At 67.5% G+C, this 23,365-nt stretch carries 24 protein-coding genes; 10 read left to right on the forward strand and 14 right to left on the reverse strand.

The genetic code is table 11. The features are described from left to right. The first annotated feature begins 44 nt into the window (after positions 1-44). The 3 genes from ACZ5Z2_RS07530 to ACZ5Z2_RS07540 all read left to right on the forward strand — a co-directional run bounded on the left by ACZ5Z2_RS07530 (position 45) and on the right by ACZ5Z2_RS07540 (position 4,736). Positions 45-1,913 carry an assimilatory sulfite reductase (NADPH) flavoprotein subunit gene (locus tag ACZ5Z2_RS07530; RefSeq protein WP_464761335.1) on the forward strand — a complete coding sequence of 623 codons (1,869 nt, stop codon included), beginning with the start codon at positions 45-47 and terminating at the stop codon, positions 1,911-1,913. Between the two features lie 418 nt (positions 1,914-2,331). Beyond that, the gene (gene cysI, locus ACZ5Z2_RS07535) at positions 2,332-4,017 is read left to right on the forward strand and encodes an assimilatory sulfite reductase (NADPH) hemoprotein subunit (protein WP_464761336.1); all 1,686 of its coding nucleotides are present in this window, start codon (positions 2,332-2,334) and stop codon (positions 4,015-4,017) included. Beyond that, complete coding sequence (locus tag ACZ5Z2_RS07540; RefSeq protein WP_464761337.1) at positions 4,014-4,736, forward strand: phosphoadenylyl-sulfate reductase; 723 nt, start codon at positions 4,014-4,016, stop codon at positions 4,734-4,736. The genes cysI and ACZ5Z2_RS07540 overlap by 4 nt, the downstream gene beginning before the upstream one ends. Here the strand turns inward: ACZ5Z2_RS07540 and ACZ5Z2_RS07545 are convergent. After that, on the reverse strand, positions 4,702-5,721 hold the full coding sequence (locus ACZ5Z2_RS07545; protein ID WP_464761338.1) for a LysR substrate-binding domain-containing protein: 1,020 nt from the start codon (positions 5,719-5,721) through the stop codon (positions 4,702-4,704). The genes ACZ5Z2_RS07540 and ACZ5Z2_RS07545 overlap by 35 nt on opposite strands. 367 nt (positions 5,722-6,088) lie before the next feature. Between ACZ5Z2_RS07545 and cysG the strand changes: the two genes are divergently transcribed. Both cysG and cysK read left to right on the forward strand, forming a co-directional pair. Further along, on the forward strand, positions 6,089-7,558 hold the full coding sequence (gene cysG / locus ACZ5Z2_RS07550; protein WP_464761339.1) for a siroheme synthase CysG: 1,470 nt from the start codon (positions 6,089-6,091) through the stop codon (positions 7,556-7,558). A gap of 59 nt (positions 7,559-7,617) precedes the next feature. Then, positions 7,618-8,559: a cysteine synthase A gene (cysK, locus tag ACZ5Z2_RS07555; protein ID WP_464761340.1), complete on the forward strand. Its 942-nt coding sequence runs from the start codon at positions 7,618-7,620 to the stop codon at positions 8,557-8,559. 101 nt (positions 8,560-8,660) lie between these two features. Here the strand turns inward: cysK and ACZ5Z2_RS07560 are convergent, their stop codons facing one another. Together ACZ5Z2_RS07560 and ACZ5Z2_RS07565 are read right to left on the reverse strand one after the other, a co-directional pair. After that, on the reverse strand, positions 8,661-9,269 hold the full coding sequence (locus tag ACZ5Z2_RS07560; protein WP_464761341.1) for a DUF1294 domain-containing protein: 609 nt from the start codon (positions 9,267-9,269) through the stop codon (positions 8,661-8,663). Positions 9,270-9,379: 110 nt separating this feature from the next. Then, a complete protein-coding gene (locus ACZ5Z2_RS07565) occupies positions 9,380-9,763 on the reverse strand; it encodes a winged helix-turn-helix transcriptional regulator (RefSeq protein WP_464761342.1) in 384 nt (127 codons plus the stop codon). Between the two features lie 173 nt (positions 9,764-9,936). Here ACZ5Z2_RS07565 and gstA point away from each other — a divergent pair, with 173 nt between their 5' ends. Continuing rightward, positions 9,937-10,557: a glutathione transferase GstA gene (gstA, locus tag ACZ5Z2_RS07570; protein WP_464761343.1), complete on the forward strand. Its 621-nt coding sequence runs from the start codon at positions 9,937-9,939 to the stop codon at positions 10,555-10,557. A gap of 184 nt (positions 10,558-10,741) precedes the next feature. Here gstA and purB read toward each other — a convergent pair whose 3' ends face one another. Next, positions 10,742-12,109 carry an adenylosuccinate lyase gene (gene purB, locus ACZ5Z2_RS07575; RefSeq protein ID WP_464761344.1) on the reverse strand — a complete coding sequence of 456 codons (1,368 nt, stop codon included), beginning with the start codon at positions 12,107-12,109 and terminating at the stop codon, positions 10,742-10,744. A 198-nt stretch (positions 12,110-12,307) separates the two neighbouring features. On the opposite strand from purB, the gene ACZ5Z2_RS07580 reads away from it, so the two are divergent. Then, the gene (locus ACZ5Z2_RS07580; protein ID WP_464761345.1) at positions 12,308-13,690 is read left to right on the forward strand and encodes a class II fumarate hydratase; all 1,383 of its coding nucleotides are present in this window, start codon (positions 12,308-12,310) and stop codon (positions 13,688-13,690) included. A gap of 23 nt (positions 13,691-13,713) precedes the next feature. Here the strand turns inward: ACZ5Z2_RS07580 and ACZ5Z2_RS07585 are convergent, their stop codons facing one another. From ACZ5Z2_RS07585 to ACZ5Z2_RS07630, 10 genes are all read right to left on the reverse strand, one after another. After that, the gene (locus ACZ5Z2_RS07585; protein WP_464761346.1) at positions 13,714-14,424 is read right to left on the reverse strand and encodes a DUF4386 domain-containing protein; all 711 of its coding nucleotides are present in this window, start codon (positions 14,422-14,424) and stop codon (positions 13,714-13,716) included. 146 nt (positions 14,425-14,570) lie between these two features. Then, positions 14,571-15,002 carry a DUF6326 family protein gene (locus ACZ5Z2_RS07590; protein ID WP_464761347.1) on the reverse strand — a complete coding sequence of 144 codons (432 nt, stop codon included), beginning with the start codon at positions 15,000-15,002 and terminating at the stop codon, positions 14,571-14,573. Next, on the reverse strand, positions 14,999-15,745 hold the full coding sequence (locus ACZ5Z2_RS07595; RefSeq protein WP_464761348.1) for a DUF4386 domain-containing protein: 747 nt from the start codon (positions 15,743-15,745) through the stop codon (positions 14,999-15,001). Before ACZ5Z2_RS07595 ends, ACZ5Z2_RS07590 begins: the two co-directional genes overlap by 4 nt. Positions 15,746-15,794: 49 nt before the next feature. Then, on the reverse strand, positions 15,795-16,181 hold the full coding sequence (locus ACZ5Z2_RS07600; protein ID WP_464761349.1) for a hypothetical protein: 387 nt from the start codon (positions 16,179-16,181) through the stop codon (positions 15,795-15,797). Positions 16,182-16,236: 55 nt separating this feature from the next. Then, the gene (locus ACZ5Z2_RS07605) at positions 16,237-16,761 is read right to left on the reverse strand and encodes a hypothetical protein (RefSeq protein ID WP_464761350.1); all 525 of its coding nucleotides are present in this window, start codon (positions 16,759-16,761) and stop codon (positions 16,237-16,239) included. A 47-nt stretch (positions 16,762-16,808) separates the two neighbouring features. Then, on the reverse strand, positions 16,809-17,519 hold the full coding sequence (locus tag ACZ5Z2_RS07610; protein ID WP_464761351.1) for a YggN family protein: 711 nt from the start codon (positions 17,517-17,519) through the stop codon (positions 16,809-16,811). A gap of 34 nt (positions 17,520-17,553) precedes the next feature. Further along, a complete protein-coding gene (locus ACZ5Z2_RS07615; RefSeq protein ID WP_464761352.1) occupies positions 17,554-18,525 on the reverse strand; it encodes a hypothetical protein in 972 nt (323 codons plus the stop codon). Beyond that, positions 18,522-19,391, reverse strand: a complete 870-nt coding sequence (locus tag ACZ5Z2_RS07620) for an ABC transporter ATP-binding protein (RefSeq protein WP_464761353.1) — start codon at positions 19,389-19,391, stop codon at positions 18,522-18,524. The genes ACZ5Z2_RS07615 and ACZ5Z2_RS07620 overlap by 4 nt, the downstream gene beginning before the upstream one ends. After that, positions 19,388-19,762, reverse strand: a complete 375-nt coding sequence (locus tag ACZ5Z2_RS07625; RefSeq protein WP_464761354.1) for a GntR family transcriptional regulator — start codon at positions 19,760-19,762, stop codon at positions 19,388-19,390. The genes ACZ5Z2_RS07620 and ACZ5Z2_RS07625 overlap by 4 nt, the downstream gene beginning before the upstream one ends. Before the next feature lie 3 nt (positions 19,763-19,765). Next, positions 19,766-20,125: a hypothetical protein gene (locus ACZ5Z2_RS07630; RefSeq protein WP_464761355.1), complete on the reverse strand. Its 360-nt coding sequence runs from the start codon at positions 20,123-20,125 to the stop codon at positions 19,766-19,768. Between the two features lie 213 nt (positions 20,126-20,338). Here ACZ5Z2_RS07630 and ACZ5Z2_RS07635 point away from each other — a divergent pair, with 213 nt between their 5' ends. From ACZ5Z2_RS07635 to ACZ5Z2_RS07645, 3 genes are read left to right on the forward strand one after another with little or no spacing between them, the layout of a single operon-like run. Further along, positions 20,339-21,301, forward strand: coding sequence for a LysR substrate-binding domain-containing protein (locus ACZ5Z2_RS07635; RefSeq protein WP_464761356.1), 963 nt, complete (start codon positions 20,339-20,341; stop codon positions 21,299-21,301). A 52-nt stretch (positions 21,302-21,353) separates the two neighbouring features. Next, a complete protein-coding gene (locus ACZ5Z2_RS07640; protein WP_464761357.1) occupies positions 21,354-22,499 on the forward strand; it encodes a pyridoxal phosphate-dependent aminotransferase in 1,146 nt (381 codons plus the stop codon). Then, entirely contained in the window at positions 22,487-23,302 is an 816-nt protein-coding gene (locus ACZ5Z2_RS07645; protein WP_464761358.1) for an amidohydrolase, read from the forward strand. The genes ACZ5Z2_RS07640 and ACZ5Z2_RS07645 overlap by 13 nt, the downstream gene beginning before the upstream one ends. The last annotated feature ends 63 nt before the right edge of the window (positions 23,303-23,365 follow it).

Raw genomic sequence — 23,365 nt, forward strand, 5'->3', positions numbered from 1 at the left:
ACATGCCCACAAGTGTTTTCTTGCTGAGCATCCGGGTGCCTAGCATGGGCGCAAGACGTCTGGACGTCCAAAAGGAAAACGACGTGAGCGCTGCCACCCGACCGATCCTGCCGACGCCGACGCTTGCCGCGGAACGGCTGGCGCTGCTGAACCGGCTGACCGAAGGGCTGCCACCGGCCGACCTGTACTGGATCTCGGCATGGACGGCCGCGCTGGCGGCGCAAACCGCACGCGTCGTATTGCCCGCCGCCGCGCCGGCTGGAGCGGCCAACGCGGAGGCCGCCGAGCGGCTCACCGTGCTCTACGGCAGCCAGACCGGCAATTCTCGCCGCGTGGCCGAGCGGCTGGCCGAGCGCGCCACCGCGGCGGGGCTGAACGTGCGGCTGCTGCGCACCGGTGCCTATCCCGTGCGCGAACTGGCGCAGGAGCGCCACCTCGCGCTGGTCATCAGCAGCCAGGGCGACGGCGATCCGCCGGACGACGCCATCGGCTTCGTCGAGTTCCTCGCCGGCAAGCGCGCGCCCAGGCTGCCGCAGCTGAAGTTCGCAGTGATGGGGCTGGGCGATTCCAGCTACCCGCAGTACTGCGCGGTGAGCCGCCGGCTGGACGCGCGCTTCGCCGAACTGGGCGCGCAGCGCTTCGCCGAGCTGGGCGAGGCCGACGTGGATTTCGAGGCACCCAGCGCAAGCTGGAGCGACGGCGTGCTGGAGAAGGCGCGCGAGACGCTGGGCACTTCGTCGGCGGTACCCGCGGCGAACCTGCGGGCGGTGGCCCTGCACGCGGTGGACAGCGCGCAGCACGGCCGCGAGAAGCCGTATGCCGCCGAGGTGCTGGACAACCAGCGCATCGTCTCGCGCGATAGCGACCGCGAAGTGCGCCACCTCGAACTCTCGCTGCAGGGTTCCGGCCTGCGCTACGAGCCTGGCGACGCGCTGGGCGTGTGGCCGCGTAATCCGCCCGCGCTGGTGGAGGACTACCTGAGCCTGCTGCGCCTCGACGGCGAACAGGAAGTGGCGCACGACGGCCGCCGCCTGACGCTGTCGCGCTGGCTGACGCAGGAGCGCGAGCTGACCAAGTTGAGCCGCCCGTTGCTCGCCGCGCATGCCGCCGCCAGCGGCGACGCGGAACTGTCGCGCGTGCTGGAGCCGGAGCAGCGCGAGGCGCTGGCCCGCCTGCTCGACACGCACCAGCCCATCGACCTGCTGCGCCGCCATCCGGTGGACTGGAACGCGGAGCAACTGGTGGCCGCGCTGCGCCCGCTCACGCCGCGCCTGTATTCCATCGCCTCCAGCCCGAAGGCGGTGGGCGAGGACGAGGTGCATGTCACCGTCGCGGTGGTGAACTACCACGCGCACGGCAGCGAGCACTTCGGCGCGGCCTCGGCCTTCCTCGCCGCCGCCGGCGACGACGCGCACGTGCCGGTGTTCGTGGAGGCGAACGAGCGCTTCCGCCTGCCGGCCGACGGCAGCCGCGACGTCATCATGATCGGCCCCGGCACCGGCGTGGCGCCGTTCCGCGCCTTCGTGCAGGAGCGCCAGGCGGTGGGTGCCACGGGTCGCAACTGGCTGTTCTTCGGCAACCGCCATTTCGCGCAGGACTTCCTCTACCAGGTCGAATGGCAGCAGGCGCTCAAGGACGGCGCGCTCAGTCGACTCGATCTTGCGTTCTCGCGCGATACCTCTTCCAAGACCTACGTCCAGCATCGATTGCGCGAACACGGCCGAGAGCTGTACGCGTGGCTGCGCGATGGCGCCCATCTCTACGTCTGCGGCGACGCCACGCACATGGCGAAGGACGTGCACGAGGCGCTGGTGGAGGTGGCCGTGACCCATGGCGGCCTCCCCGCCGAGGACGCCCGCGCCTGGTTGAACGAGCTGCTGCAGGAAGGACGCTACGCCCGTGATGTGTACTAGGGAAGCCCTGATTCTTGTTCGTCATTCCTGCCTTCGCCCACTACTGTCCGGAATAATTTTGAACATTCGTGGCCGCGGTCTTTCTCGTCATTCCGGCGCAGGCCGGACAAGCGCGAAGCGCGCAGAACGCCCGCAGGGCGGCCCCGAAGGGGCGAGCGAAGCGAGTCATCCAGTGGCCGTGCGGCCTGAGCGAACATGGTCGCTACTGGATCCCGGCCTTCGCCGGGATGACAGTCTGGATAGGTGGTCGTTATCGGAAATGAAGTCGCCTTCTCGCAATGCTTCGTGCAAGCGGCGCGGGCCTTCATCCTTCGACACCGTCCCCAGATTATTCCGGACAGCAGTGGGCCGGCACCGGGATGACGAACCGGAAGCCGGTTGTTCCGAACCTCCCGCAAGAAAAGCATAAGAAACCCCCATGCCCTCCCATCTCGAACACATCAAGGCCGCCAGCCGCTTCCTGCGCGGCACCATCGCCGAAGGGCTGGCCGACCCGGTCACCGGCGCGATCAGCGAGGACGACGACAAGCTGCTGAAGTTCCACGGCAGCTACATGCAGGACGACCGCGACATCCGCGAGGAGCGCCGCAGGCAGAAGCTGGAGCCGGCCTACGCCTTCATGGTGCGCGCGCGTTTGCCGGGCGGAGTGATGACGCCGGTGCAGTGGCTGGCCTTCGACCGGATCGCCAGCGACTACGCCTCCAGCGGCCTGCGCATCACCACACGGCAGACCTTCCAGTGGCACGGCATCATCAAGCGCAACCTCAAGCCCACCATTGCCGCCATCGACGCCGCGCTGGCCAGCACCATCGCCGCCTGCGGCGACGTCAATCGCAACGTGGTGTGCAACACCAACCCGGTGGAGTCGCGCGCGCATGCGGCGGCCTACGCCTGGGCGGCGCAGCTGTCCGAGCACCTGAAGCCGAAGACGCGCGCCTACCACGAGCTCTGGCTGGACGGCGAGAAGCTGGTGGGCGAGGCCGCCGAGGCGGAGCACGAGCCGCTGTATGGCCCCACCTACCTGCCGCGCAAGTTCAAGATCGGCGTGGCGATCCCACCGCTCAACGACGTCGACGTGTTCGCGCAGGATCTCGGCCTGGTCGCCATCGTCGAAGGCGGCGAGCTGCTCGGCTTCAACGTGGTCATCGGCGGCGGCATGGGCGCCACGCATGGCGACCCGACGACCTATCCGCGGCTCGCCAGCACGATCGGCTTCGTCCAGCCCGAGCGCCTGCTGGAACTGTCCGAAGCCATCATCGCCGTGCAGCGCGACTGGGGCGACCGCGAGGAGCGCAAGCACGCGCGCTTCAAGTACACCATCGACACGCATGGCCTGGACAAGGTGAAGGCGGAGATCGAACAACGCGCGGGCTTCGCGCTGGAGCCGACACGGCCGTTCCGCTTCGACCACAACGGCGACCGCTACGGCTGGATCGAGGGCCACGAAGGCCGCTGGCATCTCACCCTGCAGGTGGAATCCGGCCGTCTGCTGGACGGCGACGAGGCGCGCTGGCTCACCGGCATGCGCGAGATCGCGCGCGTGCACACGGGCGACATCCGGCTCACCTGCAACCAGAACCTGATCGTCGCCAACGTGGCCGCGGCGGATCGCGGGCGCATCGACGCCATCGTCGCCGCGCACGGCATGGACGGCTACCGCCGCCACAGCGGCATCCGCCGCCACGCCATCGCCTGCGTGGCGCTGCCCACCTGCGGGCTGGCGATGGCCGAGAGCGAGCGCTACCTGCCGCAACTGCTGCCGAAGCTGGAGGCCTCGCTGGATCGCCACGGCCTGCTGTCCGCGCCCATCCTGCTGCGCCTGTCCGGCTGCCCGAACGGCTGCTCGCGGCCCTACCTCGGCGAGATCGCGCTGGTGGGACGCGCACCCGGCCGCTACGACCTGCGCCTGGCCGCGGATTTCAGCGGGCAGCGGCTCAACCAGATCCATCGCGAGAACGTGGACGAGGCGACCCTGCTCGAAGCGCTGGATGCCCTGTTCGCGCGCTATGCCGCCGAGCGCGAGCCGTGCGAGCACTTCGGCGACTTCCTGCTGCGCAGCGGCGTGCTGGCTTCGCGCAAGATCGCGGCCGAGGTGACGGCATGAGTACGCCGAACCTCCCCGCGGACGGCGGCGACGTCGACGCATTGCTCGCGCTCAACCACTGGCTGGGGCGGCTGGACGCCGAGGCGCGCGTGCGCTGGATGCTGGAGCACGTGCCGGGCGCGCATGCGCTGTCGTCCAGCTTCGGTGCGCAGGCGGCGGTGTCGCTGCACCTGCTGAGCAGCCAGCAGCCGGACATCCCGGTGATCCTGATCGACACCGGCTACCTGTTCCCGGAGACCTACCAGTTCGTCGACACGCTGACCGAGCGGCTGTCGCTCAACCTCAAGGTGTACCGCCCGGCGATCGGCCGTGCCTGGGCCGAGGCGCGCTACGGCAAGCAGTGGGAGCAGGGCGTCGAGGGGCTGGATCGCTACAACCGCATCCGCAAGATCGAACCGATGCAGCGTGCGCTGGCCGAGCTGGGCGTGCAAGGCTGGTTCGCCGGCTTGCGCCGCGACCAGTCGCGCAGCCGTCGCGCCATCGACTTCGTGGAATGGCGGCAAAGCCGCTGGAAGCTGCACCCCATCGCCGACTGGACGGATCGCGACGTGGGCCGCTACCTGCAGAAGCACGGCTTGCCCTACCACCCGCTATGGGAGCAGGGCTACGTCTCCATCGGCGACACCCACACCACGAAGCGCTGGGAGCCGGGCATGGATGCCGAGGACACCCGCTTCTTCGGCCTCAAGCGCGAATGCGGACTGCACGAGATGCCGTGATCGGCGTGACCGCCAGCCGTTCGCGCCAGTGCGGCACGCGCGGCGGCTTCTCCGGCGCGATGCCCAGCGTGAGCTGGCGGCGTACGTCGTTGCGGTCGAGGTGCGGGGCGAACTGCGCGATCCATTCCAGCGTGTAGTCGCGCAGCACGCTGTCCTTGCGCAGCACGATCCAGGTGGTGCACAGCGGCAGCAGCGCGTCGGCCTGGATCGCGCGCAGGTCGGCGTCCTCGCCCGGCTGCAGCGCCATCTCGGCCAGCACGCCCACGCCCATGCCGGCGCGCACGTAGGTCTTGATGAGGTCGGCGTCGGCCGCGGTCATCGCGATCTGCGGCGCCAGCCCGGCCGAGGCGAAGGCGCGGCGCAGCGAGGATTCCGGCCGCTTGGAGGAGTCGTAGCTCACCAGCGGCAGCGCCGCCAGCTCGGCCAGCGTGGGCGTGCGGCCCGGCTTGGCCAGCGGGTGATCCTGCGGCGCCAGCACCACGCGGCTCCAGCGGTACGCGGGGAAGGCGATGCCACCGGTCGGCGCGGCGCCCGAGGTGCTCACCACGGCCAGGTCGACGCGGCCGCTTTCCAGCAGATCCAGCACCTCGGCGTCGCCGCTGGGCTGCAGGTGCACGCTCACCTGCGGGTAGCTGCGGTTGAGCGCGGCGATGGAGGCGGGCAGGGCGAAGCGCGCCTGCGTGTGCGTGGTGGCGATGCGCAGCTCGCCGTGCGCCTCGTTGCGCAGGTTGGCCGCGATGGAACGGATGTTCAGCGCCTCGGCGAGGATGATGCGCGCGCGCTCGATCACCCGCGCGCCGGCGTCGGTGACCGAGTCCAGGCTCTTGCCCTTGCGGATGAACAGCAGCAGGCCGAGTTCGTCCTCCAGCTGCTTGAGCTGCTTGCTCACGCCGGGCTGGGTGGCATGCACGCGCTCGGCGGCGGCGGTGATGTTGAGGCGGCAGTCGGCGATGGCGACGAGGTAGCGGAGCTGGGTGAGAGTCATGGCGATCCAGATGTCTTGGCGATGGGGGATGCGGCGGAAGCAGCGTGCTTTGCGCGCATACATCGCATGAGTCGCACGCGTCGTCGGCGGTCAATGGGTGCCGCTTTGGCGGCTTGGATGATGGCCATGGCGCCGAGTCTATATGCTTTTTTGTTCGGACGTCTATACGTATAAACGTTCAAACACGATACGACGGGTTTGCATGGGTGGCTTGTCTTGCCGGCGCCCCGCCGAAGGGCGGCACGGATGCCGCCGCCGGGCATGTCATGCCGCGCCGGCATATGCCCCGCCGCCAAAGTCATTTCCGCCCGTGTGGCCCGGTGCGTAGGGTCGTCGGCTCCATCCACATGGTGCCGAACCCGCCTGCATGAAGCTTTATCCGCTCTTCGCCGATCTTTCCCGACGCGCCGTGCTGGTGGTGGGCGGCGGTGCCGTGGCGGAGCGCAAGGCGGCGGCCCTGCTGGCGGCGGGCGCCCAGGTCACCGTGGGCGCGCCGGAGCTGACGCCGCAACTGCAGCGCTGGGCGCGGCAGGGGCGCATCGCGCATCGTGCCGGCGAGTTCGAGCCGGGCTGGATCGACTACGCGTGGCTGGTGATCGCCGCCACCGGCGACCGCGCGCTCAATGCCCGCGTCGCCGAACTGGCCGGGCTGCGACGCGTGTTCGTCAACGTGGTGGACGACGCAGAGCTGTCCAGCTTCCACGTGCCGGCGGTGATCGACCGCTCGCCGCTGGTGGTGGCGATCTCCAGCGGCGGCGCGGCGCCGATGCTGGCGCGGCTGGTGCGCGAGCGGCTGGAGACCCGGCTCGATCACTCGCTGGGCCCGCTGGCCCAGTTGGCCGCGCGCCTGCGCAAGCGCATTCGCCGCCGCCATCCCGACCTCGCGGCGCGGCGCCGCTTCTACACGGAACTGTTCACCGGGCCGGTGGCCGCGCTGTTGCGCAAGGGGCAGCCGGCGCAGGCCGCCGCCGCCGCCGAGCAGGCGCTGCGCGACGTACCCGCCGTGCAGGCCGGTGCGGTGGTGCTGGTGGGCGCCGGCCCCGGCGATGCCGGCCTGCTGACCCTGCGCGGATTGCGTGCCCTGAATGAGGCCGACGTGATCCTGCACGACCGGCTGGTCAGCGCCGAGGTGTTGGAACTGGCGCGCCGCGATGCCGAACGCATCGAAGTCGGCAAGCAGGCCGGCAATCATCACGCCACCCAGGACGAGATCCACGCGCTGCTGCTCGAACACGCGGGGGCGGGGCGCCGCGTAGTGCGCCTGAAGGGTGGCGATCCCTTCGTGTTCGGCCGCGGTGGCGAGGAGCTGGAATTCCTGCGTGGCCATGGCATTGCCTACGAGGTGGTGCCAGGCGTCACCGCCGCACTGGCCTGCGCCGCGCATGCCGGCGTGCCGCTCACCCATCGCGATTACGCGCAATCGGTGCGCTTCGTCACCGCGCACTGCCGCGAATCGTTGGACACCCTGGATTGGCGCGCGCTGGCGCAGGAGCGCCAGACGCTCGCGGTCTACATGGGCGTGGCTGGCCTCGACCGCCTGCAGCAGCAGCTTCTGGCGCACGGTCGCGCATCTTCCACCCCGTTCGCCCTGATCGAGAACGGCTCGCGCGCCAACCAGCGCGTGGTCACCGGCACGCTGGCCGAGTTGCCCGAGCGCGCGGTGGCGCATGCGGTGCGTTCGCCTGCGCTGCTGATCCTCGGCGAGGTGGCCGCGCTGGCGGAACGCCTCGCATGGTTCGGCGCGCCGCCGCTGGGCGGGATGGACGCGTCGCCGCCACGGCTGCAGCCGGTGCGTGCGATGCAGTTTGCCCGCGAACCCGCCCGCCGCCGCGCTTGACGAAAACCTCGCAACCCCGCGCGCATGATCGCGCGCAGACATCACCCGGAGCCGCTTCCATGATCTACGACAGCATCCTCGACACCATCGGCAGAACCCCCATCGTCCGCCTGCATCGGCTCGCCCCGAAGCACGTCGAGCTGTACGTGAAGGTGGAGGCGTTCAACCCCGCCGGCTCGGTGAAGGATCGCCTCGCGCTCGCCATCATCCTCGACGCCGAGCAGCGCGGCGCGCTCAAGCCGGGGCAGACCGTGGTGGAGTCCACCTCGGGCAACACTGGCGTGGCGCTGGCTGCCGTGTGCGCGGCGCGAGGCTATCCCTTCGTGGCGGTGTTGCCGGACTCCTTCTCCATCGAACGGCGCAAGCTGATCCGCGCCTACGGCGGCAAGGTGCTGCTCACTCCGGCGGCGCTGCGTGGCAGCGGCGCATCGGCGAAGGCGCAGGAGCTGGCCGACAAGCACGGCTGGTTCCTCGCCAGCCAGTTCGACAACCCGGCCAACCCGGCCTACCACCGGCAGACCACGGCGCCGGAGATCCTGAGCGACTTCGCCGGCCGCCGCCTCGACTATTTCGTCAGCGGCTGGGGCACCGGCGGCACGCTCACCGGCGTGGGCGAGGTGCTCAAGGTGGCGCGCCCGGAAGTGAAGGTGATCGGCGCCGAGCCGGCGGGTGCATCCCTGCTTGGCGGCAAGGAGTGGCAGCCGCACAAGATCCAGGGCTGGACGCCCGACTTCGTGCCTGCCGTGCTCAACACCAAGGTGGTCGACCAACTGGTGCCGGTGGACGACATCGTGGCCCGCGACACCTCGCGCGCACTGGCGCAGAAGGAGGGCATCTTCACCGGCCTCTCCTCCGGCGCCACCCTGGCCGCCGCGCTGCAGGTGGCCCAGGCCGCGCCCGAAGGCTCGGTGCTGCTGGCGATGCTGCCGGATACCGGCGAGCGCTACCTGTCGACCTTCCTGTTCGAGGGGGTGAATGAGGGGTCGGACGAGGTGGAGTGAACGGCGGAAATAGCCGCGTCCGGTCGGGCGACCGATATCGGATGCGTTATTGCGGGGACAGGGAGTGATCCCTGTCCCCGTTTTGCGACCTAGCGCTGAATTCAACCGCCGAATGACTGTGCCAATTTGGAAGCAATGCCTGATGTAACCAGCCACCACGCACCGAAAAGGTTGAGGGCGACCGTTACCCAGAATACAAACTGGAAGGGCTGTTTTATGGTCTTGTGGCGGAACTGCTGTTGAGCAATCAGTGCGCCAGGCCAGCCGCCAAGGAGGGCAGCCATGTGCAAGCTGTTCTCTGGTGTGCGACGGGCATCGCTCTTCGCTGCGGCTTTGTCAGAACCGTACATCAGATAAGAAATACCACTGAGGACGAAGTACACACCGGCCAGAAGGACAGGAATCACGCCCAATGCTGCGGCAGCTATCGTAGCGATCAGTGCCCCGATACCAACGGCTGCTCTGGGAAACTGTGAAGGTTGACGCTGTGGTTGAATCTTCTGGCCCGCATGCCTGATCTCACGTGCCTGAAGCCGGCCACGGGAGTCTTGAATGGGCAAATACGAGATAAGGTCACCGGAGACAGGACGACGCGATCCGCGTTGAAACTCGTTGATGTGTACGAAGGCGCGCTCGCCGCCACCGTTTGGCATAACAAAGCCAAATCCTCTCTCATCATCCCAGTCAGTGATTCGTCCAGCGAATCGCACATTCCCCTCCATCAGCGGCTAGCCTTGCCGCTTAAACACGCATCGTCCGGCAACGTAAGCAACAGCCTTGGCATCGTTCCATGGGCCGGCTTCGCGGGCAAGTGCGCAGCCTAACCTACCACCCGTACCTTCTTCGCCAGCGAAGCCCGTGAATTCCACTCCGCGATCAGCTTCTGCCCCACCCGCGCCAGCGCATTGATTGCGGGCAGCAGTTCGCGGCCCAGCTCGGTCAGCGCGTATTCGGCGGAGGGCGGGGAAGTAGCCAGCATGCGGCGGCTCACCAGCCCACGCGATTCCAGTTCGCGCAGACGGGCGCTGAGCACGCGCGCGGAGATGCGTGGGATGTCGTGGCGCAGTTCGCCGAAGCGGCGCGGTTCGCCGCTCAGGTACCAGATCACGTTGGGCGCCCAGGCGCCGCGCAGCAGCGCCAGGCTTTCGGTGAGCGGGCAGGCGGGCGGCGGTATCACCTTGCTCTTGCGTACAGGAAGACCCATGGGATGGCTCGATGCTGGCGTGGGCGGTGGTAACCGCGGGGTTACCGCATTCTGCGGCTGACCGGTGAATAGATGGTATCCAATGGTAACCATGGCGGCGTAGCATGCGGGATTCGGAAGCGTGGCTTTGTCCGCTGCGCTTCCGTTTCCCCGTCCCCACCAGGAGTCACCGCATGAAGCTCTACTACTCCCCCGGCGCCTGTTCGCTTTCCCCGCACATCGTGGCGCTTGAGGCAGGCATCAAGCTGCAGTTGGAGAAGGTCGACGGCAAGGCCAAGCGTACCGAGAGCGGTGCGGATTTCTGGCTGGTCAATCCCAAGGGCTACGTGCCGGTGCTGGAGCTGGATAGCGGCGAAGTGCTGACCGAAGGCCCGGCGATCGTGCAGTACCTGGCCGACCAGAAGCCCGACAGTGGTCTTGCGCCGGCCAACGGCACGCTGCCGCGCTACCACCTGCAGGAGATGCTGGGCTACATCAACTCCGAGATCCACAAGAGCTACAGCCCGCTGTTCAAGCCGGACACGCCCGAGGCCACCCGCGCCGAGCGCAAGGAGTACCTGAAGCGCCGCTACCAGTTCATCGAGAACGTGCTGGCGAAGCAGCCGTTCCTGCTGGGCGACAAGTTCACCGCGGCCGATGCCTACCTGTTCACCGTGACCAACTGGGCGAAGCATGTGGAGCTGGATCTGTCGGCCTTCCAGGCGCTGCTGGCCTTCCAGCAGCGCGTGGGCGAGCGCCCGGCGGTGCGTGCGGCGCTGGAGGCGGAAGGGTTGGCGAAGAAGGCCCATGCCTGATGCGGATCGGGCCGCGCGTGATGACGCGCGGCCCGATAATTTTTATTGCTCGTCATTCCGGCGAAGGCCGGAATCCAGTGAAGTTTGCGTGCGAAGCACACAGAACAGGTTTGCGTGCTGCGCACGAGTCATCTAACTGGATTCCGGCCTTCGCCGGAATGACAGCCATGCAGCGTTGACTGGATCAGATCTCCCGAGCCAAACCTTCAGCCAAGCCGATGTAGCCACCCGGCGTGAGATCCAGCAGCCGCTGCTTCGCTTCGGCGGGCAGCTCCAGCTTGCCGATGAACTCGCGCATGGAGTCGCGGGTGATGCCCTGGCCGCGAGTCAGCGCCTTGAGCTGCTCGTAGGGCTGCGGCAGGCCGTAGCGGCGCATCACGGTCTGCACGGCTTCGGCCAGCACTTCCCAGCTCGCATCGAGGTCGGCGGCGAGGCGTTCGGCGTTGACGGTGAGCTTGCCCAGGCCCTTCTGCAGCGATTCCAGCGCCACCAAGGTGTGGCCGAACGCGGTGCCCAGCGCGCGCAGCACGGTGGAGTCGGTGAGGTCGCGCTGCCAGCGGCTGATCGGCAATTTTTCCGCGAAATGCCCCAGCAGCGCGTTGGCGAGGCCGAAGTTGCCCTCGGCGTTCTCGAAGTCGATCGGGTTGACCTTGTGCGGCATGGTGGACGAGCCCACCTCGCCCTCCTTGAGCTTCTGCTTGAAGTAGCCCAGCGAGATGTAGCCCCACACGTCGCGCGCCAGGTCGATCAGGATGGTGTTGGCGCGGCGCACCGCGTCGCAGTATTCGGCCACGCCGTCGTGCGGCTCGATCTGCGTGGTGTAGGGGTTGTAGTCCAGGCCCAGGCTTTCCACGAAGCGCTGCGAGAACGCGCGCCAGTCGATCTCCGGGTAGGTGATGGCGTGGGCGTTGTAGTTGCCCACCGCACCGTTGATCTTGCCGGGGACTTCCAGCGCGGCGAGCTGCCTGCGCTGGCGTTCCAGCCGCGCCACCACGTTCGCCAGTTCCTTGCCCAGCGTGCTGGGCGAGGCGGTCTGGCCGTGGGTGCGCGACAACATCGGCAGCGCGGCGTTGGCGTGCGCCAGCTCGCGCAGCCTGGCGATGATGCCGTCGAAGGCCGGCAGCAGCACCTGCTGGCGCGCATCGCGCAGCATCAGCGCGTAGGAGAGGTTGTTGATGTCCTCGCTGGTGCAGGCGAAGTGCACGAACTCCTTGGCCTGGGCCAGCGCGGCGTCATTGCCGATGCGCTCCTTGATGAAGTACTCCACCGCCTTCACGTCATGGTTGGTGGTGGCTTCGATGGCCTTGATGCGCGCGCCGTCCTCGACCGCGAAACCGCTGGCGATGGCGCGCAACTGCGACACCTGCGCCGGCGTGAACGGCGGCAGTTCCGCGATGCCGGCTTCGGCGGCCAGCGCCAGCAGCCACTCGATCTCCACGTGCACGCGCCGGTGCATCAGGCCGAACTCGCTGAAGATCGGGCGCAGCGGCTCGACCTTGCTGGCGTAGCGGCCGTCCAGCGGCGACAGGGCGGTGAGGGCATCGTTCGACATCGGGGCGTTCCGGCACGAGGAAACGCCCATTTTACATTGACGGCGAGTCAATGCCCGGGCGCCTATAGTGGCCTCTGGCTGTCATCCCGGCGTAGGCCGGGATCCAGCAGCGACTATGTCTGTGCAAGCGTTGAAGTCACTGGATTCCGGCCTGCGCCGGAATGACGAACAAACAACCCATTCTCGCGAGAACCGACCATGACCAACTTCCGCATCGAACACGACAGCATGGGCGAACTGAAGGTGCCCAGCGACGCGCTGTACGGTGCACAGACCCAGCGCGCCATCGACAACTTCCCGATCTCCGGCTTGGCGCTGCCGCGCGAATTCATCCGCGCGCTGGGCCTGATCAAGGCCGCCGCCGCCGAGGCGAACCTGGCGCTGGGTTACCTGAAGAAGGGTCAGGCCGCGGCGATCCGCAAGGCCGCGCTGGCGGTGGCGGGCGGCGAATACGACGCGCAGTTCCCCATCGACGTGTTCCAGACCGGCTCGGGCACCAGCACCAACATGAACGCGAACGAGGTGATCGCCCACCTGGCCGCGCGCGGCGGCGCCAAGGTGCATCCGAACGACCACGTCAATTACGGGCAGAGTTCCAATGACGTGATCCCCACTGCGATCCACGTCAGCGCCACCCTGGTCGCGCATGAGCGGCTGCTGCCGGCGCTCAAGCACCTGAAGAAGACCATCGAGCAGCGTGCGCGCCAGTTGAAGAACGTAGCCAAGACCGGCCGCACCCACCTGATGGACGCGATGCCGGTGACCTTCGGCCAGGAGCTGTCCGGCTGGGCCGCGCAGGTCGGCTCGGCCATTGCGCGCATCGAGGATGCGCTGAAGCGCATGCGCCGCCTGCCGCAGGGCGGCACGGCGGTGGGCACCGGCATCAACGCCGATCCGAAGTTTGGCGCGGCGGTGGCGCGCGAGCTGAAGAAGCTCACCGGCGTGCGCTTCGAGGCGATGGAAAACCCGTTCGAGGGCATGGCCGCGCAGGACGACGCGGTGGAGCTTTCCGGCCAGCTCAAGGCATTGGCCGTGGCGCTGATGAAGATCGCCAACGACCTGCGCTGGATGAACTCCGGCCCGCTCGCCGGTCTGGGCGAGATCGAGCTGCCCGCGCTGCAGCCCGGCTCCTCGATCATGCCCGGCAAGGTGAACCCGGTGATCCCGGAAGCCGCGGCGATGGTGGCCGCGCAGGTGATCGGCAACGACGCGGCCATCGCCATCGCCGGTCAGTCCGGCAACTTCCAGCTCAACGTGATGTTGCCGCTGATCGCCTACAACCTGCTCGAATCGCTGGGCATCCTGGCCAACGTCTCGCGCCTGCTCGCCGACAAGGCCATCGCCGGCTTCAACGTCAACAAGGCGCGGGTGAACCAGGCGCTGGCGATGAACCCGATCCTGGTCACCGCGCTCAATCCGGTGATCGGCTACGAGAAGGGCGCGGCCACCGCCAAGCAGGCGTACAAGCAGCATCGACCGATCTTGGACGTGGCGCTGGAGACCACGGGCTTGTCCAAGGCCGAATTGCAGAAGCTGCTCGATCCGCTGGCGCTGACCAAGGGCGGCATCCACGGGCAATGACCCGGCGACGTGCGCCGGCTCGGCTACCCGGCGATCGCGGTGGCCGGCGCCGGCCGCGCACCGCGAACCATCAGCAGGATGCCGGTCGCGATTTCGGCGATGAAGATCGGTATCCAGCCGACCTGCGAAGCGTTGCCCCACGCCGGCATCACCAGGCCGGTGACTGCCACCACGAACGTAAGCGCCGAGGCGAACATGCCGAACGCGGAGAGCGCGCGCGGCAGATACGGCGTGCGCAGGAACAGCCGGTAGAACAGCGTCGAGCCGAAGCTGAAGAACACGATGCCGATGTTGAAGGATGCGAAGTCCGCGGCGCGGGCCAGATCCACCAGCGCCTTCACCTGCGTGGCGCCCAGGGATTGCGCGAATTCCGGCTCCGTGCGCAGCGCTAGCGCGGCAAACGTGACGAACGCGGTCAAGCCGCCGAAGGCTTCGCCCAGCCTGAAATACAGGGCCAGCCGCGCGAGGTGTTCATCCACGGGCTTGAGCACCACGTAGAGCGAATACGCAAGCAGCACCGTGAATACCGATGCCAGGAATTGCACCACGAGTGCGGCGCGATAGATCGGCAAGCCAGTGACGATATGCGCGGTGCGCTCGGCGAAAGTCCCGCTGCCGGTGACGTGGCCGATCAGGAACTGGCCACCCATGAACAACACGATCAGCAGCAGGTAGACGAAGCCGGCGATGCGCGCGTAGCGCATTTGCGCGGCATTTTCCGAAGTGGCGGACATGCGTTGACTCCCTGGTCGTGAATGGTCGCGGAAAGACGCCGGCGGGCGCTTCCGCGCCGCGTTCGGCATGTATCCGGTGACGGGATGCTGCTGCGTCAGCCTGAAAATGCCCGCAGGTTTCAGCCGGTACGCGCGCAGTGCCTGGTTCAGGAAGAAGCGGAGGCCTTGCGCGGCCAACGCCACGCGTACCAGACGGCCAGCGACTGCAGCACCACTTCGATGACGCTGAGGAAAACGTAGAACGCCCATGATCCGGGGATGGTCATCAGCACGATGGCGGTCAACAGCACGCCCACGAGGATATTCAGCCAGCGAGTCAGCCTGGGCGGCAGCGCCAGCGACAGGAAGATCATCACGGCGGGCACGGCAATCAGGATCGCCACGGCAAGCAGCGAGCCCTGGCTGGTCGGCCCAAGCAGCCCCTCTCCGGCCAGAATCCCCTTGATATCCCCGGGCCGGTAAAGCCCGAGAAAATCGCCGTAGATGTAGCAGAACATCACCGACGTCCACAGCGCGGCCAGCTTCAGTTGAACGGGTGTGCGCCAGTGTTCGAGCGGCCGTTTGGCGGTCGTGTTCAAGGCAAACCTCCTGCATGCGGTGGAAAGGGCGTTGGCTTGGCGGATGCGGTTTGCGCTCGCCGGAAGCCGGGCCGTGCGCCCAGCACCAGCAGCCAGAGCATGAACAGCACCTCCACGAACTGCAGCGGGCCGAGCAGGCTGGATAGCGTGTCCTGCCATCCCGGCAGCAGCGCCCACGCAAGGCTCTGGATCACGTAGGCCAGGCCGTTGAGGATCAGCCCGTAGCCGAACAGGCGCGGCAGGAAACCCGAACGCAGCACCAGCAGCGCCAGCGGAAACAGCCACAGCCCCCACAGGGTTTCGGCGGCACTGACCGTCTGCCCGTGCATGTGAAGGAACAGTACGGCGAGCGCCGTGCGCTGCGCCGGCTCGAACGCGGCCAGTGCATTCGAGCCATGCGCCAGCAGCAGGACGGCGGCATCGTTGAGCACGTTGAAGAAGTACAGCGCCGGCACCAGTGCGCCGCCCAGCAACAGCATCGCGATGCCGTGCCGGCGGTTCACATCGCCAAGCAGATGAAAGAGCGCCAGCGCCAGGGCGGCTTGCAGTGCGCCGCAGGCCAGGTCGGCGGCGAGGCCGAACCGGAACAGCATTTCGTGGGACGCGATGTTCGCGACGGTGGCGGCCGCGTTGCCGTCCACGAACAACGTGGAAGGCACGTAGATCAGGCGATACGGCGCGATCAGCACCACCAGCAGGTAAAGCAGGCCGGCCAGTCGTGCGGCTCGATTCCTTGGGCTCATGTGTGCTCCTTGCGAGGGATGTTCATGAAATGCTGGGCGACGATCCTGCTCAGGGGCTGGGGTGCACCAGTGCGGCCAACTCGCCTGCGGGCAAGGCAACCTGCGCATTGCCCGAGCCTCTTTGCACGGTCAGCCTGCTGGCAGCCTGCAGGTGCGCGTTCGCAAAGATCGTCAGATCGACCACGTGCGCTACGGGTTGGCCGTCGACCGCGACGATCACGTCGCCTTGCCGCAAACCATCACGGCCGGCTGGTTCGATGCGGTTGATGCGGGCCCCCTTGCCCTCGGGCGAAGCGAGGTCGAGTGCGCGATCGTTGCTGTCATGCCAGGCCAGGCTGTCGCGGGTGCCGTGGATTTTCAGGTAGCCATCGGCTTGCGCCGGCAGCGCAACAACGGCCGCGGCGGCGAGGGCGCCGAACAGGATCAGGGTTCGCATGCGAATGCTTCCTTGGTGATTCGATGGATGGAATGGCGCGCGCGGCGGCTGCGCTTCAGTTTTTCGCGTCCTTCACGCAATCCGCCGCGTCGTCGGCACCGACGATGGCCGCGTAGGGCTTGAAGGCCGTCAATTGCGTCGCGAGCTGATCCTGCGCGAGCTTGATGGCAGCGGTGGCCTTGCAGATGTCGAGGGTCAGGTTCTGCAGCTTGCTGGCGCCGGTTTCAGCGGCAGTGTCGGCCTTGCCCGGCGTGGACGAGGCCTTGGCGGCGATGGCCCTGGCCGCTGTCTCGATGCCGGCCTTGCCCATGGCCAGTCCGGTTTCGTGCACGGAGCGCACGCTGCGGTTGTATTGCGCCAGCAGTTCGCGTTCGGCAGGCGTGGTGGCCACGGCCTTGCCGCCGATGGTGAAGCCGCCGTCGGAGGCGATGTCCGCTTCCGGCGCGCCGTCGACGTGCAGGGTCACCACGTCGCCGTACATCTTGATCGCGCCGTTTTCCATGGTGGTGTCGGGGATGTGGCAAGCGGCGAGGGCGCATGCCAGCGCGGCGGCAAGCAGCGGTCGGACGATGGCTTTCATGGCGGATCCTGTGCGGGTTGGAGGGAGCGTCGGTGCCTGCGGCGGGCTCAGTCGGAGAACACGGCAAAACCCTTCTTGCCGTTGCTGTCGGTCATTTCCTTGCCGCAGTCGTCCACGTCCTTCTGCGTCATCGTGGCGTAGGGCTTGAACGCTGGCATGGCGGCGGCGAGCTTCTGCTGCGAGGCCAGCAGGCCGGGCACGCGCTTGCATAGCTGCATGGCGGCGGCCTCGATCTTGTCGGTCTGCGGCTTGATGCTGGCCTCGATCTGCTTGTCGCTCTTGCCGGTGAGCGCGCCGAAGATCGCTTCCTTCGCGGCGCTCACGCCGAGGTCGGCGCCGTTGGCGCCGATGTCCATGCCGGCCTCGGCGATGCCGATGACCTGCTGGCGGTAATCCACCAGCATGGCGTGCTGCTCGGGCGTGGCGTCCACCGGCTTGCCGGCGATCACCAGGTTGCCCTGCGGGGTGATGACGGCCTTGGGCAGCTTGCTTTCGTTGTTGTCGGCGTCGTGCCCGTCCTTGTCGTTGAAGTGCACGTTGCCGACGTCGATGTCCTGCGTGAGCAGCTCCTGCTTGGCCTGGGCCATGCCTTTGCGGACTTCCGCGGCGATGGCCGACGACGAGGTCTGCTGTTGCGCTTCCTTCATGGCCTGCGCCACGTCGCTGCCGGAGCCGTTGCCGGCCGATTGGCTGCAGGCCGTCAGCGGCAACAGCAGGGCCAGCGCAAGGATGCTGCCGGTGGTCGCGATGCTTTTCATGGTGAATCTCTCCCCGTATGGATTCGATGGGATATCAGCTGTCGTCGCGCCAGCGGCGCAGCCAGATGGCTCCGGCCAGCAGGGCGAGGCCCGCGATGGCGCCGATCCAGAAGCTGGGCGAAGCCATCACGCCGTAGGCGTTGCCGAGGTTCAGCGCATCCAGGGAGTGTTCCGCGCCGCTGCTCACGCCCTGGTAGTTGCTCGAGCCCAGCCAGCTGCCCGGGAACACGCTGAGCAGGATGCGGGCAACCACGTCTTTCCAGTACCAGCTGCCGCCGGCGATGTTCGTGCCGATCAGGTTGAACCAGCCCAGCATCAAGCCCACCGCCATCGGCAATACCGCGGCCCACAGGAAGGGCTTGCTGCGCGCCCAGGCGGAGCAGAGCAGCAGCCAGCCGGTGGCCGGCAGCGCCCACAGCGCGTAGAGCGGGATGATGCCGACGAGGTTGGCGATGACCCGGAACGGATGCGCATAGGCCAGCAGGTGCCACACGCCCACGCCGTGGAAGGACAGGGTGACGGCGAACAGCAGCAGCATCGCGATGCCGGTGACCACGCCGCAGACCGCGGCGATGAACGGCGCCAGCACGGTGCCGGCCACCACCTTGGAGAGCACGGTGGCCGTATCCGACAGCGGCAGCGATTTCCAGAACAGCAGGCTGCGGTCGCGGCGGTCGTCGTACAGCGCGCCGAGGTAGTAGAAGAACACCACGAAGCCCAGCACGATGCTGATGATGAAGGAGGTGGAATACATCACCACATCCATCATCATGCCGGCCTTGGCCATGTCGTCGGCGCTCAGCGGATGGTTGAGCAGGCTGTTGTTGTCGAACATGAAGTGGAAGCCGTGCCGCGCGCCGATCACCTCGCCGCCGACGATGCCCATCAGGTTCAGCAGAAGGAACACGCCGCCGACGATCACCGGCGTCCACAGGAAGCCGCCGCGATGTTCCCAGAACTCGCGCTTCACCAGCCAATACATTTCGTTCAGAACCGGGGTTTTCATGCGTAGGTTCCTTTCATGGTGGCGACGAACAGGTCGCTGACGGAGGGGCGGCGCACTTCGCCCAGCGCCTCCAGTTGCGCGCGTGCCACGCCGTCGAACAGGAAGATGCTCTTGCCGAACACCTGGCGCTCGTCGATGGGTTTCAGCGCACGGGCCTCGGCGGCGCGTTCGGCGCCCACCAGCACCTCGGCGAAGCGCTCGCCCACGGCGTCCATGTCGGCGTCCAGCACGATCCGGCCGTCGCGGATGAACATCAGGTCGGTGAGGATGTGCTCGACTTCCTCCACCTGGTGGGTGGTGACGATGATGGTCTTGTTCTCGTCGAAGTAGTCTTCCAGCAGGCTCTGGTAGAACTGCTTGCGGTAGAGGATGTCCAGGCCCAGCGTGGGCTCGTCCAGCACCAGCAGGCGTGCGTCGATGGCCATCACCAGCGCCAGGTGCAACTGCACGATCATGCCCTTGGACATCTGCTTCACGCGCAGGTTGGGCGTCAGCTTGGTGCGGGCGAGGAAGGCCTCGCACTTCTTGCGGTCGAAGCGCGGGTGCGTGTTGGCGACGAAGTCCACCGCCTCGCTCACGCGGATCCAGCGCGGCAGCACCGCCACGTCGGCGATGAAGCAGACCTGTTCCATCAGCTTGCCGCGCTGCTTGCGCGGGTCGAGGCCGAGCACGGAGAGCTCGCCCTGGAAATCGGTGAGGCCGAGGATGGCCTTCAGCGCGGTGGTCTTGCCGGCGCCGTTCGGGCCGATCAGGCCCACGATGCGGCCGGGCTGGATCTCGAAGCTCGCGTTGTCCAGCGCGGCGGCGTTCTTGTAGCGCTTGCCCAGCCCGCGGGCGGAGACGACGGCATTGGCGGCGGCGTTCATGCGTGCTTCTCCGGCTCGGACGGCGCTTCGCGCAGCAGGGTCTTCAGATCCAGGCCCAGCCGCTGCAGGCGGGCGTACAGCGTGGGCCATTCCTCGCGCAGGAAACGTTCGCGTTCGGACTTCAACAGTTCCTCGCGTGCGCCTTCGATCACAAACATGCCCAGGCCCCTCCTTTTCTCAACCAAGCGTTCATCGACCAGCTCCTGGTACGCCTTCGATACGGTCAGCGGATTGATCTGGAAATCCGCGGCCACCTGGCGCACCGACGGCAGCGGGTCGCCCTCGTTCAAGGCGCCATCCAGGATCATCGCCACCACGCGTTGGTGCAGTTGGCGATAGATCGGGATGCTGTCGTTCCAGGTGATGGTCATGGATCATTCCTTGCTGCTGGTGCTCGTGGTGCCGAAGGAATAGTAGGGCATGGCCAACTGCGCCCCGAGTTGCGCGGCGGCGCCGCCAGCGACACCTACCGCAGCGTGCTCCAGCAGGGAGGCGGCCTTGAGATCGGCGGCCGTGGGGGTGACTTCGACCGGCGCCAGGTTGGTCACGTGGACGCCGTTGATCCAGGTCACTGCAGGCGTGCGGGTCGTCGGCAGGCTGACCACCGCCAGCGTCAGGCTGGTCATCACCACCGCGGCGGCGGAGGCGATCCAGCGGCGTGCGGGGATCAGGGTGCTCGTGAAAACGTCGTGGGTGGCGACGGCCGGGTTGTTGGAGTTGAGCTTCGCGTTCATGGCATTGCTCCTCTGGTGAACTCGTTGAGTGGTGTTGTAGTGAACTATAACACTGAAAATGAGGCCGTCAAGCACCATCTGCCGATTTGGCAACATGACTGATGGCAGGGGGGGCTCTCCACCAGGGTGAAAGAGCGCCTGGACGGTGAACCCGGAACAATCCGGCAATAATCTTGCGCAGATCGGATCCGTCGTTCGGAACAGGAAACAGCCATGACGCAATTGAGCGGCACCCTGCAGGATCTCAACGACCTGTACTTTTTTGCCGCGGTGGTCGAGCACGGCGGTTTCTCGGCGGCCGGACGGGCGCTGGGCATGCCCAAGTCGCGGCTCAGCAAGCGGGTGGCGCAACTGGAGGATCGTTTGGGCGTGCGCCTGCTGCAACGGACTACGCGCCGCTTCGTGGTCACCGAAATAGGCGAACGCTTCTACGCGCATTGCCGCGCGTTGCTGGAGGAAGCGCGCGCCGCGCAGGATGCGGTGGACGAATTGCGTGCCGAACCGCGCGGCGTCGTGCGGTTGAGTTGCCCGGTGTCGATCACCCAGACCGTGCTCGCCCACGTGCTGCCGGATTTCATGGCGCAGTACCCGCGCCTGCAGGTGCGCGTGCTTTCCAGCAACCGGCGCGTGGATCTGCTCGGCGAAGGCTATGACCTCGCGATCCGCGTGCGCAGCAAGCTCGACACCGACGCCAACATGGTGGTGCGCAGCTTCGGCCAGTCGCGCGTGCTGCCGGTGGCCAGCCCGAAGCTGCTCGACGCGTTGGGGCGGCCAACGCATCCCGGCGAGCTGGCGAAATTCCCCGCGCTGTCGATGCAGGAGCATGAAGGCCCGCAGACCTGGGAGCTGATCGACGCGTCGGGCGAGCGCACGAACGTGGAAGTGAATGCGCGATTGATCTGCGGCGATTTCGCCGTGCTGCTGGAGGCCGCGCGCCGCGGACTGGGCGTGGCCCTGCTGCCGGAGTTCGTCTGTGCGCCAGCCGTGACCCGCGGCGAACTGGAGGTGCTGCTGCCGGAGTGGAGCGCGCCCGAAGGCACCATGCACTTCATCTATCCCAGCCGCCGCGGCATGTTGCCGGGCGTGCGCGCATTGGTGGATTTCCTTGCCGAGCGGCTGCCCGCAGCCACCCTGCAGAAGCACGAACAGTGCAAGCGGCGCAGCTTGCCCGACTGAGCCGGCGCATGCGCATGCTAGGCTTCCGTTTGGACTTCCATACGGCAATACCATGAAGATCGACACCAAGCTCCCCAAGGTCGGCACCACCATCTTCAGCGTGATGAGCCAGCTCGCGCTGGAGCACAAGGCGGTGAACCTGGGGCAGGGCTTTCCGGATTTCGAGCCGCCGCAGGGTTTGCGCGACGCGCTTGCGCGTGCGATGGACGAGGGCAAGGACCAGTACGCGCCGATGCATGGCACCGCGCCACTGCGCGAGCAGATCGCGGCCAAGACCGAACGCATGTACGGCCATCGCCCCGATGTGGACGCCGAGATCACCGTCACCTCCGGCGCCACCGAGGCGCTGTTCGCGGCGATCGCTGCGGTGGTGCGTACGGGCGAGGAGGTGATCGTGTTCGATCCCGCCTACGACAGCTACGAGCCGGCGATCGAGCTGCAGGGCGCGAAGGCGGTGCACATCCCGCTGGTCGCCCCGGCCTTCTCCGTGGACTGGCAACGCGTGCGCGACGCAGTGACGCCGCGCACGCGCATGATCCTGATCAACAGTCCGCACAACCCGTCCGGAGCGGTGCTGTCGGCGGCCGACCTCGAGGAGCTGGCGGCGATCGTGCGCGACACCGGCATCGTGGTGCTATCCGACGAGGTGTACGAGCACATCGTCTACGACGGCAGGCAGCACGAGAGCGTGCTGCGCCATCCGGAGCTGGCCGCGCGCAGCATCGTGATCTCCTCGTTCGGCAAGACCTACCACTGCACCGGCTGGAAGCTGGGCTATGCGGTGGCGCCGAGGGCGCTCACCGCGGAATTCCGCAAGGTGCACCAGTACCTCACGTTCTGCAGCTTCCATCCCGCGCAGGCCGCGTTCGCCGAGTTCCTCGCCAGCGATCCGCAGCATTACCTGGAGCTGCCCGCGTTCTACCAGGCCAAGCGCGACCGTTTCCGCGCGCTGCTGGCGCCCTCGCGCTTCAAGCTGCTCGATGTGCCGGGCGGCTATTTCCAGCTGGTGGACTACTCCGCGATCCGCGACGAGGACGACCTGGCCTTCAGCCGCTGGCTGGTGGAGCAGGGCGGGGTGGCGGCGATCCCGCTGACGCCGTTCTGCGAGACCGCGCCGGGCACGCGCCTGCTGCGCCTGTGCTTCGCCAAGAGCGACGCCACCATGGAGGCGGCCGCCGAGCGGCTGTGCAAGCTGTGAGTCTGCAGCCGCTGACTGTGTCGCTGGTGCAGGGCGCCACCCGCTGGCACGACGCCCCCGCCAACCGCGACTACTACGGCGCGCTGGTGCGCCGCGCGCGCGGCAGCGACCTGATCGTGCTGCCGGAAACCCTGCTCTCCGGCTTCAGCAACGACACGGTTGCCAGCGCCGACACCATGGACGGCGAGGGCGTGGCCTGGCTGCGCGCGTTGGCCGCCGAGGTGGATGCGGTGGTCTGCGGCAGCCTCGCGATCCGCGAAGGCGGCACGGTCTACAACCGCCTGTTGTGGATGCGCCCGGACGGCAGCTTCGAGCAATACGACAAGCGTCACCTGTTCCGCATGGCCGGCGAACACACCCGCTACGGTGGCGGCAACCAACGCCTGATCGTGGAGCTGAAAGGCTGGCGCATCCTGCCGCAGGTCTGCTACGACCTGCGCTTCCCGGTGTGGCTGCGCAACCGCCGGCTGGAAAGCGCCGCGGGCGGCATGGACTACGACCTCGCGATCTTCGTGGCCAACTGGCCGGCGCCGCGCCGCCAGCCCTGGCGCACCCTGCTGCGCGCCCGCGCGATCGAGAACCTGGCCTGCGTGATCGGCGTGAACCGGGTGGGCGTGGACGGCAACGACCTGCCCTATGCCGGCGACAGCGCGGTGATCGACCCGGTGGGCGAGCCGCTGGTGGAATGCGGCGCGCTGGAGCAGGTCGCCACCGTCACCCTCGATCCCGCGCCGCTGCTCGCCCATCGCGAGCGCTTCCCGGCATGGATGGACGCCGACGCCTTCACGCTGGCCGTGGACTGAGCCGGCCGGCCTGCTGGCCGGTGGCCTCATCGAAGCCCAACGCTTCCATCACGACCGGGGGCG

This window comes from Rhodanobacter sp. G1, assembly GCF_055397855.1.